The 14928-nt window shown below is 62.1% G+C and carries 10 protein-coding genes; 3 read left to right on the top strand and 7 right to left on the bottom strand.

Annotated features, from left to right (window positions below; genetic code table 11):
- Positions 1-163: 163 nt before the first annotated feature.
- The 7 genes from GHK62_RS25080 to melA (GHK62_RS25050) all read right to left on the bottom strand — a co-directional run bounded on the left by GHK62_RS25080 (position 164) and on the right by melA (GHK62_RS25050) (position 10882).
- Positions 164-1420 (bottom strand): adenylate/guanylate cyclase domain-containing protein, encoded by a 1257-nt coding sequence (locus GHK62_RS25080; protein WP_193571424.1) that lies wholly within the window; start codon positions 1418-1420, stop codon positions 164-166.
- Between the two features lie 235 nt (positions 1421-1655).
- Positions 1656-3029, bottom strand: coding sequence for an alpha-glucosidase/alpha-galactosidase (gene melA, locus GHK62_RS25075; protein WP_153441741.1), 1374 nt, complete (start codon positions 3027-3029; stop codon positions 1656-1658).
- A 20-nt stretch (positions 3030-3049) separates the two neighbouring features.
- Positions 3050-4720 carry an ABC transporter ATP-binding protein gene (locus GHK62_RS25070; protein ID WP_153441740.1) on the bottom strand — a complete coding sequence of 557 codons (1671 nt, stop codon included), beginning with the start codon at positions 4718-4720 and terminating at the stop codon, positions 3050-3052.
- Between the two features lie 11 nt (positions 4721-4731).
- Positions 4732-5871 carry an ABC transporter permease gene (locus GHK62_RS25065; protein WP_153441739.1) on the bottom strand — a complete coding sequence of 380 codons (1140 nt, stop codon included), beginning with the start codon at positions 5869-5871 and terminating at the stop codon, positions 4732-4734.
- A complete protein-coding gene (locus GHK62_RS25060) occupies positions 5868-6881 on the bottom strand; it encodes an ABC transporter permease (RefSeq protein ID WP_153441738.1) in 1014 nt (337 codons plus the stop codon). Before GHK62_RS25060 ends, GHK62_RS25065 begins: the two co-directional genes overlap by 4 nt.
- A gap of 118 nt (positions 6882-6999) precedes the next feature.
- Positions 7000-9081: an ABC transporter substrate-binding protein gene (locus GHK62_RS25055; RefSeq protein WP_153441737.1), complete on the bottom strand. Its 2082-nt coding sequence runs from the start codon at positions 9079-9081 to the stop codon at positions 7000-7002.
- A 328-nt stretch (positions 9082-9409) separates the two neighbouring features.
- The gene (gene melA, locus GHK62_RS25050) at positions 9410-10882 is read right to left on the bottom strand and encodes an alpha-glucosidase/alpha-galactosidase (RefSeq protein ID WP_153441736.1); all 1473 of its coding nucleotides are present in this window, start codon (positions 10880-10882) and stop codon (positions 9410-9412) included.
- A gap of 193 nt (positions 10883-11075) precedes the next feature.
- On the opposite strand from melA (GHK62_RS25050), the gene GHK62_RS25045 reads away from it, so the two are divergent.
- From GHK62_RS25045 to GHK62_RS25035, 3 genes are all read left to right on the top strand, one after another.
- On the top strand, positions 11076-12011 hold the full coding sequence (locus GHK62_RS25045) for an AraC family transcriptional regulator (protein ID WP_153441735.1): 936 nt from the start codon (positions 11076-11078) through the stop codon (positions 12009-12011).
- A gap of 148 nt (positions 12012-12159) precedes the next feature.
- Positions 12160-13659, top strand: coding sequence for an FAD-dependent oxidoreductase (locus tag GHK62_RS25040; protein WP_153441734.1), 1500 nt, complete (start codon positions 12160-12162; stop codon positions 13657-13659).
- 214 nt (positions 13660-13873) lie between these two features.
- Positions 13874-14917 (top strand): LacI family DNA-binding transcriptional regulator, encoded by a 1044-nt coding sequence (locus GHK62_RS25035; protein WP_153441733.1) that lies wholly within the window; start codon positions 13874-13876, stop codon positions 14915-14917.
- Positions 14918-14928 lie beyond the last annotated feature (11 nt).

Below are 14928 nucleotides of genomic sequence, written 5' to 3'. Positions count from 1 at the left end.
TTGCCTTCGCTTGCGTCTTCGGTAAGGCGACCGTCAGCCTGCAGCTTCGGTCCGCGACTCGTCGGTCGCGGTCACGGCAAAGCTTCTTGTCACGGGAATCCAGCCAGCCCAAGTCCTTGGGCTGAAGAACCTCTTCCGGGCCGCAGACGCGGTGCTGCCGAATTTAAGATCTTGCAGCCGACTCCGCCGACGCGGAATTGCCGGAGAAAGCAAAGACGTCGATAGGTTCGTCGAGCCCCCTTACCGGATAGGAGCCGAGATTTGCCAACTCGCCCTGGCATTTCGCCATCTCGACGAAGGCCCTGGAGAGCAGAATGGGCCGCTTGATCACCTTTGTCAGGTTTTCGAGGCGGGACGCGATGTTCACGGCCGGCCCGATCACCGTGAAGTCGAGGCGTTTGCTTGAGCCGATGTTGCCGTACATCACGTCGCCGACATGGACGCCGATGCCGTAGCCGAGCGGTTCATGGCCCTTTTTCAGGTTCTCTTCGTTCAACTTGGCAAGCGCCGCCTGCGCTTCGCTGATCGCGCTGAGAAGATTGCTGCAGGCCATCGGATCGCTCAGCGGGAAAATCGCCAGCAGGCCATCGCCCATGAACTTGAGTATCTCGCCGCCATGCCGCTCGATCGGCTCGCACATCGCATCGAAATAGCCGTTCAGCAGCTCGATCACGTCGTCGCGCGGCCAAAGATCGGACAGTTTCGTGAAGTCGCGAAGATCGCAGATCAGGATCGCGGCGCCGACTGTCACGCCGCTGCCGCGCGTCGTCGCGCCGGCCAGGATCTGTTCGCTCGCATGCGGTCCGACATAGGTTTCCAGCAGCGTCCGGGCAAAGCGGTTCTTCAACCTGATCTCGCTGACAAGCGCCAGCACTGGCAGGAGATCGGCGAAGACCGCCATGTCGTCGTCGCTGAAGCCGCCCGGCCTGTCGCTAGCGAAGGTCACCGCATGCCGCTTGCCGAGCGTATGCTCGAGCGGCCAGATGAAATAGTCGGTGAGACCGCTGGCGCGCAGCTCATCGTAAAGGGGGTATTGCGGGCCGCCGGCCGCGGGGTCATCAAGGTGCGCCCGCACCTCCGACGCGCCGTTATTGAACTCGTGCAACGGACTGTTCAGATATTGCTCCGTGTCCTCGATGCCGTATTCATAGGTCTGGAGCTCCGCCTCCGACAGCCCCTTCCGCCAGAGGATGCGCGCACCGATCCATTGCGGATGGTGGATCCTGAAATGAAGCGTCGCCCGCGCGACCGGGACGCCGGCCGTCACCAGCCGTTCGCACATTTCCACGAAGATGTTATCGATGAAACGCTCGCCGCGCGTCTCGTTGATCAACCAGTCGACGATTTTCCGCCCTTGGATCGGCCGGTTTCCGTCGTCCTGGCGCGCCTCGGCAAGATCCGGATTCAATAGCGACTGCATTGCGACACTCCGTCATCGCCGACAGCGCCGTTGTATCTTCTCGGATCCAAACAGGTCGCTGCGGCACTTCGAATCGCTGCACGTTCCTACTGCAACCGACACTGATTCGAGCAGACATGCAGGATATACATTGGGGTAATGTGGCGCACCGCGGCGTGATTTTTAAGGGGTCGGTTGTGGAAAAGCCCCGGAACGACTGTCCCGGGGCTTTCTTGCCGTCTGACCGGGAGAAAAGTCAGGCGGCCTGAACCTTCTTCGAAACGCGTGCCCATTCGGGGATCCAGTCGCGATGCGCCGCAAGCAGATCGTCCACGAGCGACCAGATCTGGTCGAGGTCAAGCTCGGCCGCCGTATGCGGGTCCATCATCGCCGCGTGATAGAGGTGCTCACGGTTCTCGGTGACGAGCGCCTGAACCGTCAGTTCCTGGACGTTGATGTTGGTGCGGATCAGCGCGGTGAGCTGCGGCGGCAGCGCACCGATATAGGTCGGCTGGATGCCGGACGCATCGACCAGGCACGGCACTTCCGCAGCGCAGTTCTCCGGCAGCGACGTGATGCAGCCCTTGTTCCTGAGGTTGCCGTAGATGACCGAAGGCTCGCCCGTCCAGACCGAGTTCATGATCGATGAGGCATATTCGTGGCTCTCCGCGACCTCAATCGTCTCGGCCTCCTTGTAGGCCGCCGCCTGACCCTTCCAGCGCTCGATCTGCTCGATGCAGCGCTTCGGATATTCGTCGAGCGGGATACCGAATTTCTCAATGAGGTCCGGGCGGCCGTCCTTGATGAAATAGGGCGTGTACTCGGCGAAATGCTCCGAACTCTCGGTAACGAAATAGCCAAGCCGCGTCAGCATCTCGTAGCGCACCTTGTTCTGGCAGCGCGGGTTCCAGTGGCTGGGCTTCGGGAACCGCCCTTCGCGATAGCCGCGGATCAAATCCGGGTAGAGATCGCGATAGCTGCCGTCCTTCTGGCGGTGCTCGAACTTCAAATAAAAGGCCATGTGGTTGATACCCGCCGCGCGATAACGGATTTCCTCGACCGGAATGTCGAGATCGCGGGCAAGCTCGAAGGCCGTGCCCTGCACCGAATGGCAGAGGCCGACCTGCCGGATCGTCGGGTATTTCTCAGCAATCGCCCAGGTGTTGATCGCCATCGGGTTTACATATTGCAGCAGGATCGCCTTGGGGCAGACCTCAAGCATATCCTCGCAGATCTTCCAGAGATGCGGCACGGTGCGTAGGCCCCGCATGATGCCGCCGACGCCGAGCGTGTCGGCGATTGTCTGGCGCAGACCGTATTTCTTCGGCACTTCGAAATCCGTTACGGTGCAGGGCTCGTAACCGCCGATCTGGAAGGCGACGACAACGAAATCGGCCCCTTCGAGCGCCTTCAACTGGTTCGAATGGGTCTCGATCTTTGCCTTCACGCCGAGCGTGCGCACGAGCTTGCCGGCGACGATCTCGCTTTCGGCGAGACGTTCGGGGTTGACGTCCATCAGCGCGATGGTGGCGGCGGAAAGCGACGGGCGCTGCAAGACGTCGCCGATGATGTTCTTCATGAAGACGGTGGAGCCGGCGCCGATGAAGGTGATCTTGGGTTGCCTGGTCATTTGATACCTCTGTTTGAAGGTCATGCGGCTACATCGAAGGCGGCCCTGACGAGCCGTTCGGTGTAGGCGGTCTTGGGATTGGAAAGAATTTCGCTCACCGGTCCCTCTTCGACGATCTTGCCGTGCTGCATCACCACCACGCGGTGGCAGAGCGCACGCACGACCTTGAGGTCGTGGGAGATGAAAAGATAACTCAGGCCCCGCTCGTCCTGCAGCTTGCGCAACAAATCGATGATCTGGGCCTGTACCGAAAGGTCGAGCGCCGAGGTCGGCTCGTCGAGCAGGATGAACTCCGGCTCCAGCGCGATCGCCCGCGCAATGGCGATGCGCTGGCGCTGGCCGCCGGAAAACTCGTGCGGGAAGCGCGACAGGATGTTGGCCGGCATGCCGGCGCTGACGAGTGCGTCCTGGACACGCGCCAGCCGGTCCTGGCGATTCTCTCCGATGCCGTTGACGATCAGGCCTTCCTCGATGATCTGCCCGACCGACATGCGCGGATTGAGCGAAGCGAACGGATCTTGGAAGACGATCTGGATCCGCGAGCGCAATGGCCGCATCGCCTTGCGGTCCTTGCCGTGGATCGGCTGCCCGTCGAAGTAGATCTCGCCGCTGTCGGTGTTGATAAGCCGGATCAGCGCCTGGCCGAAAGTAGTCTTGCCCGAGCCGGACTCGCCGACGAGACCGAGTGTTTCGTGCCGTCGCAGGTGAAGGTTCAGACTGTCGACCGCGACGAGCTCCTTCAGCTCCGGCTTGAAGAAACCGCCCTTCTTCAGCATGAAGGAAACCCTGACATCCCGGCCGTCGAGCATGATCGGCGCATTGTCCGGCAGCGGATTGGCCGCGCCCGAGGGTTCGGACGCGAGCAGCCGGCGGGTGTAGGCGTGAAGCGGGTTGGCAAAGAGGGCGGCAGTGGTGTTGTGCTCCTTCACCTCGCCGTACTGCATCACGTAGACATAGTCCGAGAACTGCCGGACGACGGTCAGGTCATGGGTGATCAGGATCACGGCCATGCCGAGTTCCTTTTGCAGCTTGCGGATCAGATTCAAAATCTGCGCCTGCACGGTAACGTCGAGCGCGGTCGTCGGCTCGTCGGCGATCAGCACGTCCGGGTCGTTGGCGAGCGCCATGGCGATCATCACCCGCTGACGCTGGCCGCCGGAAAGCTGATGCGGATATTGGTTCAGCCGCGCCTCCGGATCCGGTATCTGCACATGGCGCAGAAGCTCCAGTGCCCGCTCGTTCGCCGCGCGACGGCTCATCCGCCGATGGGCGCGGATCGCCTCGATAATCTGGCTCCCGATCGTGTAGACGGGATTGAGTGAGCTCATCGGCTCCTGGAAGATCATCGAGATCCGATCGCCGCGCAGCGCCCGGCGCTGTTTCTTCGAAAACTTCAGGACGTCGCGGCCGTCATATTCTATGCGCGCCTGCGGAGCGATCGTCGCACGCTTGGACAAAAGCCCCATGACAGTCCGTGCCGTCACCGACTTTCCGGAGCCGGACTCGCCGACAATCGCCACCGTCTCGCCGCGATAGAGCTGGAAGGAGACATCCTTCACCGCCTCGACGGTGCCATGCTCGACCTTGAAAGTGACCGCCACCTTGCGGGCGTCGATGACCGGTCGCGTATCCTTGGTGTGGCGGTCGCACCTTTCTTCAGGAGCCGGGACAATGGTTTCTGTGGTCGCCATCGGCGTGCTCCTCAGTAGGGGTCGATTGCGTCGCGCAGGCCGTCACCAAGCGCGTTGAAGGCGAAGACGGTGACGAGCACGAAGGCGACGGGCGAGAGAATCCAGGGATAGGAACCGATCGCCGAGTAATTTGCCGTGTCCTGCAGCATCAGCCCCCAGGAAATGAGCGGCGGTTTCACCGCAAATCCGAGGAAGCCGAGGAAGGATTCGAGCAGCACCACCTGCGGGATCGAGAGCGTCACCGCGACGATGACGTGGCTCATCACATTCGGGAAGATGTGCTGGAAGATGATGCGCCGGTCCGTCGCGCCGATCGCGATCGCCGCGCGGACGTAGTCGATCCGCGCGAGCGCCAGCGTCTTCCCACGGACCTCCCGCGACATCTGCGCCCAGCCGAGCGCCGACATCACGATGATGACGAAGGCGAGGAACACGCTGGTCGGCGCCGTCACCGGAATCAGCGAGGCGAGTGCCAGATAGAGAGGCAGTTGCGGAAAAGCGAGCACGAGTTCGACGAAACGCTGCACCCAGGCATCGAAGCGTCCGCCGAAATAGCCGGATACCATGCCGACGGTCGTGCCGACCACTGTGACGATGAAGACGACGACGAGTGCGATCATCAGCGAGATGCGCGAGCCGTGGAGAATGCGCGAGAGCACGTCACGGCCGAACTTGTCGGTGCCGAGGAAATGGACTGCCGTCCCGTCAACCGCGCCGAAGAGATGGCGCTCCGCCGGAATGAGGCCCAGAAGCCGGTAGGGTGCTCCCTTGACGAAGAAGCCGAGGATCTGCGGGTTGTCGTAGTCCGGGCCAACCACCGGCTGGAAGGTGATCGGGTCGAGCTCCTCCGTCTCGCGCACCGGATAGCTGCGCGGCGGGAAGACGAAATTGCCGTCCTTGTCGTGGATGCTGATTGCCTGCGGCGGCGCAAAGCCGACGCCGGTTGCCTTCGGATCGACGGGCGACAGGAAGTCGGCAAAGAGCGCCATGAGGATCAAAAGGCTGACGAGGATCAGGCCGAGGACGCCGGTCCAGGATCGCTTGAGGCGCCGCCAGACGAGAGCCGAATAGCTTTCGTTGTGGTGCTTTTCCTTCGGTTTCTCCTTCGGCTGCGTGGCAACCGGGATGGTGCTGTGTGTTTCAACGCTCATGCGTAGGCCCCTCCCCCCATACGAACCCGCGGATCGAGGGCAGCAAGCAGCAAGTCGGCGATGATGTTGCCGACGATCAGGGTTGCCGACAGAACGAGCATGAAGGTCGCGGTGACATAGACGTCGCCCACCCACATGGAGCCGACGATCGCCGGACCGACGGTCGGGAGCGCGAAGATGATCGCCGTTTCGATCTCGCCGGTCAGCATGTAGGGAAGCACCACGCCCTGATACATGATCAGCGGATGCAGTGCGTTCGGAACGGCATGCCGCATGACGACGGCGCCTTCGCTGAGCCCCTTGGCGCGCGCCGTCTCGACATATTGCGCGTTCAAGGTGTCGAGCAGATTGCCGCGCATGACCCGCATATTGTAGGCTAGGCCGCCGAAGGTCGCGATCGCGACGACCGGCCAGACATGCTTTACCAGATCGACGAACTTGTCCCACGACCAGGGCGCGCCGCCGTAACGGGCGGAATGGAAACTGTTGATCTCGCTGACATTGAAATGGAAGACGAGGACATAGACGATGATCAGCGCCATCAGGAAGCGCGGCACCGTCATGCCGAGAAACGAGACGGTCGAAAGCAGGCTATCGATCCAGGAATATTGCCGTGTCGCTGCGATGATGCCGAAGGATATGCCGAGAAGCGACGCCAGAATGTGGCACACCAGCGCGAGTGCAAGCGTGCGCGGCAGGCGCTCGCCGACGACGTCGGCAACCGGCTTGTTGTAATAGAGGCTGTGGCCGAAATCTCCGCGCGTGAGAATCCCGGTCATCCAGTTGACGTATTGGATCGGCAGCGGTTGATCGAGGCCGTGCTCCTTGCGATAGGCCTGCGCCTGGGCGTCGGCTTCCTCGAAGGAGGCCCCGCCCTGATTGATGAGCTGCGAGCGGATGTAGTCGCTGTAGTCGCCGGGCGGCGCCTGGATGATGGCAAAGGTCGCCACGCTCAGGACAAGCAATACCGGAATGGCAGAGGCGATGCGGACAAGCAGAAACCTGAACATGCCGTTTCCTTCTGTCGTTCGTCGCGCGGGACCCCGGTCTTTCCGGCCTCCCGGGCGCATTGAAAGGGCGCCCATCCTTCCGGCTCCACCACGGGAGGCCGGAAGGATGGTTCAAGGCTTAGTTGATCGGCCCGCTTTCACCCGGCTTGCCGGGAAGCTGCTGCGGATAGAGCTCGTAGTCGCCCTGCTTGTCGGCCGCGACGAAGACCCGCTCGCGGATGATCGTATCTTCGGCCCAGTTGAACATGAAAATCGGAGCACCGGTCGGAATGTTCGAGAAGCGCTTGTTGATGATCAGCGCGCCCGGATATTCCGTCAGGCCGACCGTATCGACATTGGTCGTCGAGATTTTCTGGAACTGCTTCATCAGCTCCGCCCGCTCGTCATTGTCGTTGCTGGCGATGAACTTGTTGACGAGATCGACGAGTTCCTGCTCGTAGGGCATCAGGTCGACGGTGCCGCTTTCAGGGGCACGGTGGTGCCAGCTGGTGCGGGGACCGGTCGGCGCTAGCTGCGTCGTGTTCTGCACCACCGACGTCAGCTCCTGCTCGTTGCGGCGGATGAGCCAGTCGAATTTGCCGGCATATTGCGTCGCGTCGCGCTTGGTGCCGTCGACGGCGTTGAGCACGACCTTGATACCCAATTGCTCCATCTGCCCGATCAGGCCCTCGGCGAGGTTGCGGTCGGTGCCGTAGTCGGAGTTGACGAGCAGCACGATCTGCACGTCCGCGCCGCCTGCGGTTCCTTCCGGAAAGTTGACGAAGCCGTTGCCGTCCGTGTCCTTGAGCCCGGCCTTTTCGAGCAGCGCCTTGGCGCCTTCGAGGTCGAAGGGATAGTAGACCGTCGACTGCCGGTCGTAGAAGCTCGTGCCGGAGGAGAGCCCGCCCGGATAGATCGCCGTGAACGGCCCCTTGACCAGCGCTTCGCCGAGCTTCTTGCGGTCGACCGCCATGGTGACTGCCTTGCGGAAGTCGAGATTGCGATTGAGCTCGCGCACCGCCTGGGCCCGGGCATCCGGCTCTCCCCAGCCATTGGCCGAGAAGTTCATGCGCAGATTGTAGCCGATCACGCGGGGACCGAAGGCAAGCCGCGCCGGCGCCGCCTCGTCGGCCGCGCGTTTCAGCGACTCGACGAAATTTTCCGGCTGCTCCAGGTTCGAGAAATCGCCCGAGCCGGCAATCGCCTGCACGTCACGATCGGCCCAGGTCGAAAGCTTGTAGTGCAATTCGTTGAGGTAAGGCAGCTGGTTGCCGGCTTCGTCCACCTTCCAGTAATAGGGATTGCGGCGCAGCACGATGATGTCGTCCGCCCGGTAGGCGACCGGCACCCAGGCGCCCATCACCGGAATGTTCAGGTATTCTGCCGGAAAGCCGTTCTTGTACTGGTCATAGGTCGTGCCGGCATATTTCGGATGCTTGGTCTTCAGGATATGCGACGGGCCGGGGCAAAAGGTGCCGTAGGCCATGGCGTAGAGGTGCTGGCGTGGAAAGGCCTCCTTGAAGGTCCATTCGACCGTGTATTTGTCGATCTGCTTCAGCGTGGTTCCGACCCCGAAGGTCTCGGGCGTCGCGCCGTTCAACGGCGAAACGTTCGGGTCGACGACATTGTCTTCCCAGTAGAACATCACGTCCTCGGCGTCGAAGGGATCGCCGTCCGACCATTTCGCGCCCTCGACGAGATGCATGGTCAGCTTGTGGCCATCCTCGGACCACTCCCAGCTTTTCGCCAGGTTCGGCAGCGGCTCCACGTCGGCGGCCTCGACCTGGAAGAGCGGCGCGGTGCGCGTCAGGCATTCGGACATGCCTATGTCGATGCCGCCCCAGCCCTGGGTCTGGCCGGCGCTGTAGTTCCAGCCTTCCGGCCGGCCGCCGATGACATGGCGCAGCACGTCGCCATAGACGCCGACGCCGTCCGGCATGTTGCCGGTCTTGAAGACCATCGGCTCCTTCGGCAGCCGCTCGGCAACCGGCGGCAGCTTGCCGGTCTTGACGAATTTCTCCGTGACCCAGTCCGGCTCGTGATATTCCGGCAGCGCCTTGAACTCCAGCAGCGCGTCGCGCGGTACATAGGTTATCTTGCCCTGGGCCGGGAATGGCGGTTGCTCGGGCACGACGGTCGGTTCGGACGCCCAGGCCTCGACGGCGAAGGCGGAAATACCGCCCAGCAGGGCGGCCGTTATCTTCAATCGGTGCGTTTTCATTGCCTCAGGTTCTCCCTCCTGTCATCGCCATGCCGGGGCGGCTGGCGCTCCTCCTTGCGTCGCGGGCGCGGCGTGTCTCCTCACACGAATGCCCATCACGCGTAATTCAATGTGCGGGCGGTTTACCTGCACTGGTGATCCCCTCCCGCCTCAAATGCCCCTCATCCGACCTGCCGGCCACCTTCTCCCCGCAGGCGGGGCGAAGGGACTCGCGGCGGCCGCTCCGTCCCCTCTCCCCGCCTGCGGGGAGAGGGCTAGGGTGAGGGGCAATCCCGGGCCAGAGGGGGTAGCTGGTGTCACCCATTATTCAAGTCCACCCCGCACGAACCTACCCCGCAACGCGCAGCTTTGCCGCTTCCTTCTCCTGACGGATTTCCTCGATCGAGCGCACCTCGCGGCGCGCAGCACCCTTCCAGTCGCGGGTCTTGACCGTCGCGCGGGCGAGCCGCTCCTTCGCGGCGTCGATCGCGTGGGCGTATTGCGGCAGCCATTCGGCCTGAGCGACCACCATCTCGTCGACCATCTGCCACACTTCTTCCGGCGTGCAGATGGCGCCAACCAGTGGATCGTGGAGCACGGCGAGCTTCAGAAGCTCGATGTCGCCGGAAATCGCCGCATGAACCGACATGCGCTGGACGTTGATCGACGAGATGCAGGTGGCCGCACAGGCCTCCGGCAGCGTGATTCCCGAAACCATGTTGATGCCGAAGCGATCGACGAAGCCGGGCGATTCGATGATCGCATCCGCCGGCAGGTTGGTGATGACGCCATTGTTCTTGACGTTGAAGTGGCCGCGATAAACCCTGCCCGTCTCCAGCGCTTCGAGGATATGGCTCGCATGTTCGTTCGAACGCTTCGCCGCATCGATCGGCTTGCCGGCGGAAGCGAGCAACTGCGGATATTCCGTTTCGAACCAGTTGCGGGTTTCGGTCGAATAACGCAGGTAGCCGCCGGTCTCGCCATGGATCCAGTCCGACATGTCGATCCATTTGGTAATCTCTTCCGGACGCTTGCGGTACCAGGGCAGATATTCCGAAAGGTGGCCGTTGCTTTCCGTCGAATAGACGCCGAAGCGCTTCAGGACATCGATCCTGAGCTTTTCCTGCTTCGAGAAGACCTGATGGGCCTCGAAGGCGGCGACGAGCTCGTCCTTGCCGATCTTGCGGCCATTGAGGCGCACGTCGATGAACCAGGTCTGGTGGTTGATGCCCGAGCAGATGTAGTCGAGCTCGCCATCCTTGGCGCCGAGGATTTCGGCGATCTGCTCGGCTCCGTGCTGGACGCCGTGGCAGAGACCGACGGTGTCGACCTTGCCGTATTCGATCGCGGCCCAGGTGTTCATCGCCATCGGGTTGGCGTAGTTCAGGAATTTGGCGCCGGGTTCGGCAACTTCGCGGATATCCTTGCAGAAGTCGAGGATGACCGGAATGTTGCGCTGGCCGTAGAGAATGCCGCCGGCGCAGATAGTATCGCCGACGCACTGGTCGACGCCGTATTTCAGCGGAATGCGGATGTCGTCGGCATAGGCGCCGAGACCGCCCACCCGAACGCAGCTGATGATGTAGCGCGCGCCTTCGAGCGCCCTGCGGCGATCGGTGGTGGCGGTCACCCGCGTCGGCAACCTGTTCGCCTCGACGATGCGATCGAGGATCGTCTTGATCATGCCGAGGTTGTGCTCGCTCAAATCTGTGAGCGCGAATTCGACGTCCTGGAGCTCCGGCACGGAAAGAATGTCGGTGAAAAGCTTCTTGGTGAACCCGATGCTGCCGGCACCGATAATGGCGATCTTGAAGCGGCTCATGGTCGTCTCGTCCCTCCTCGTCCTGCGGAATTCGCGCAATAAGGGTAAAATCAATTCATCGAATTGACCTTGGTCGCAAAGCGCGATCTCTTCCTCCCAGGCCATATTCCCTTGCGGAAAAGCGGCCGTCTTGCGCGATCTGCCGCCATTATGTGTATAATCGACCGCACGACTAGAGAGGTATTGTGCTTTCATGGGTAATTCTGTGCTGCAGGATTTGATCGACCGCGGCCCGGTGATGAGGACGGTTTCGCTGCCGCGGGGAAGGCAGAGCCTGCACACCATGCCGACCAGCACCGGCTATGAGATCAGGACCGATGCGACCTATGACTGGGACGGACGCAAGCGAGGCCAGACGCCGTTCACCGTGCTGCAGCACACGATTGGCGGCGCCGGCAACCTGCGCTACGAGAACCGCACCTATCGTTTGCGCGAAAGCGATACGCTGCTTCTGCTCGTGCCGCACAATCATCGCTATTGGCTGGAGGACGGGGGCCGCTGGGAGTTCTTCTGGATATCGATGAACGGTGAGGAGGCGCTGCGCATCCATCGAGCGATCCTGGCTGTCACGGGGCCGGTCTTGAAGCTGCAGCCGGAAACGATCGAGCATCTCGCCGATTGCAGCCTGCGGCTCATCACCGGCGGCGAGACGCCGGGCCGTGCCTCGGCGATCGCCTACGAGGCGGCAATGACGCTCTATGACGACGTCTTCGGCTCGCACCCGGTCTTCAGCCAGGAATACCGGACTATGCAGCATGTCATCGATCACATCATGACGAACCTCGAAAAGCCGCTGCCGGTCGAGGAACTGGCAAAGGTCTCAGGTCTCAGCCGTGCGCATTTCTCGCGCGTGTTCGCGGCGAGCGAGGGCATGCCGCCGGCCGAGTTCGTCCTACAGAAGCGGCTGCAGCGGGCGGTGAAGCTGCTCACCAAGACCGCGGACCTGCCGGTCAAGGAGGTCGCGATCCTATCCGGCTTCGAGGACCCGAACTATTTCGCCAAGGTCTTCCGCCGCGTCTTCGGCGCCAGCCCCACCGAGTTCCGCACCACGGGCATGTATGCGAGCGTGCCCGCAAAAGCTCAGAAGGTAAGCGAGTCCGTGACCACGCTCGCTGCTGCTTGCGATTGAACGCGACGCGTGCGCTCACAAGCAAGCAAGCGGGGTCGCTCTCTCGCTGCGAGAAGGCGGGCCGTCTGAGGAACAAAGCATGGCGTTCCCTGTTGGATGCGAAGGTCCGGCCCACGGCACGGACTGATGACACCCGCGAGGAACAAACATGCCCGATGCACGGGATTCAAGCAGTTACTGGAACGCGACCTGCGACGCTCCGGGTTTTCCCCGTCTGGCGCAGGATACCACCACCGACGTCGTCATTGTCGGCGGCGGCATCGTCGGCTGCACGACGGCACGCCTCCTCAAGGACAAGGGTCTGCGCGTCGTCCTGCTGGAGGCTCGCAGAGCGGGCCGGCAGGTGACGGGCAAGTCAACCGCCAAGATGACCTCCCAGCACGGGCTCATCTATCAGACACTGGAGCAGAAGTTCGATACAGACCACGCCCGTCTCTACGGCGAGGCGCAGCAAAGCGCCATCGAAAAGATCCGCAGTCTCGCCCGCGAGCATTCGATCGATTGCGACATCGAGGAGAAGTCGGCCTTCGTCTATACCCGCGAGGAAAAGTCGGTCGACCGTATAGAGACGGAAGCAGAAGTGGCGCGGCGCCTGGGCCTACCGGCCGTCCTCACCCGCGACACAGGACTGCCATTCGAAGTATCGAGCGCGATACGCTTCGATGACCAGGCGCAATTCCATCCGACGAAATATGTAGCGGGTCTGGCGCAAACGATCCCAGGCGATGGCTGTCATGTCTTCGAAAACAGCCCGGTCACGGATTGGGAGCCGACGCGCGTGGTCACGCGAACGGGTAGCGTCGGCGCACGCCACGTCATCATGGCGACCCATCTCCCGCTCGGCCAGATCGGAGGCTTCTACACGGCGGCTCATCCCTATGCCGAGCCCGTTGCCGCGGCGCGTATCCAGAGCCCGCCGCCGGGCATGTATATCAGTGTCGATCAGCCCGGCCACTCGATCCGCACCCACAGGCGGGAAAACGGAGAGGTTTACGCGATCGTTGCCGGCGAAAGCTTCAAACCGGGTCATACCGACGATGAGCGTCGATACATGGCGGATCTGCAGCGGTGGCTGCTTGAAAACTTCGATTCGGGACCCATCGAGTACCAATGGATCAACGAGGATTACTCGTCTGTCGACAAGCTGCCTTTCGTCGGCTGGTCAGCAACCAAAGACGGCTACCTTGTCGCGACCGGGTTCGCCGCTTGGGGGATTTCAAACGGGACCGCTGCCGCGATGATCCTGGCGGAACTTGCGGCAGGCAACCACCACCCCTGGCTATCGCTGTTCGATGCCACACGGACGACAGTATTCGGCGGAGCCGCGCAGTATGTAAAGGAGAACGCGATCGTCGGCGCCCACCTGGTGGGCGGCTATCTGTCTCGCAAACTGCATTCCTTTGACGAGCTTCCGCCAGGGCAGGCCGCTATCATGCGGATCGACGGCAAACATGTTGCCGCCTACAGGGACGATGAGGGCCGCGTGCACAGCGTGTCGGCCGTATGCCCGCACATGGGCTGCATCGTCGGCTGGAATGAGACCGACCGAACCTGGGATTGTCCCTGCCACGGATCGCGTTTCGGTCTCGATGGAGAAGTCATGCACGGACCTGCCACCGCGCCCCTTGGCTCCGCCAGCACCGGATGAACGAGCGTCCGGTGGCCAAGGGCATTCCGCGTCGGATTTCAACGGTTTAAGCTTGTCTCGGCGCAAGTTTCCAAAACTGCCGCTTGCAAATGGCGCAGCGTTAGTAAAAATTTACTTGTGCGCTCGCGCCAAGATCGTGTTCCCACGTTTGCCGCGTGGCATCGACCGATGATCCCTGATAATCCTGGGCGGCTGAGACGAGGACAAGTGCAACATGGTTACGATAAAGGAAATCGCTTCGGCGGTCGGCGTATCATCGGCGACCGTTTCGCGGGTCTTGAACTACGATCCGACGCTGTCGATTTCCACCAGCAAGCGTCAGGCGATCATCGAGACCGCCGAGGCGCTCAATTATGCGACACCGCGCAACCGCATCCGCGCCGCGGCTCAGGGCGGCGGCGCCGGGCTGAAGATCGCGCTCGTCCATTTCCTCGATCCCGCCCAGGAACTTGCAGATCCCTATTATGTCGGCGTCAGGCTCGGCATCGAAAGCCGCTGCCAGGCGTTGAAAAGCGAGGTCGTCAAGGTTTTCCTGACCGGGAGCGCTCCCGAGGCGGCAATGCTGGAGGGAGCCTCGGGCGTGGTGGCCGTTGGCCACTACTATGGCGACGAGCTCGAATGGCTACGCCGCCATAGCCGGCACCTGGTGTTCGCCGATTATGCGCCTGCCGGAGACGTGGACGACGCGGTGCTGAGCGACGTTTCCCTCGCCATGAGCCGGCTCTTGGCAGCCATCCACGGCATGGGCTATCGCCGCATCGGTTTCATCGGCTGGATCGACGCCTTCTACGGCCCCGACAACATCCATGCGGAACGTCGCTGCCGCACCTACATCGACTGGATGACCAAGGCCGGCCTCTATGATCCGGAATTGTGCATGGTCGAGCGAATGACACCGGACAGCGGCTATACGCTCGCCAAGGCGATGCTGTCGAAGCCCAATCCGCCGACAATCCTGATCACCTGCAACGACAACATGGCGCTCGGCGCCTATCGCGCGATCCATGAAATGGGTCTCAAAATTCCTGACGACGTCGCCGTGGTTAGTTTCAACGACATTCCCGTCGCACAGTTTCTCGGGCCCCCGCTTTCGACGGTAAAAATTCCGGCGGAACTGATCGGGGAAACCGCGGTCGACCTGCTTCTCGAGCGCCTTTCGGGGCGCGAGATCGCCAAAAAGGTGGTGCTCGGGACGGAAATCATCTGGCGTGGCAGTACGCCCTTTCAGGATAGTGGTCGGCTTAGGCAATCGGTGTAAGTAGGCGAAGA

The sequence above is a fragment of the Sinorhizobium terangae genome (assembly GCF_009601505.1).
Taxonomy (GTDB): domain Bacteria; phylum Pseudomonadota; class Alphaproteobacteria; order Rhizobiales; family Rhizobiaceae; genus Sinorhizobium; species Sinorhizobium terangae.
Note: the sequence above shows the minus strand (reverse complement) of the source record. Positions and strands in the feature narration are given on the sequence as shown.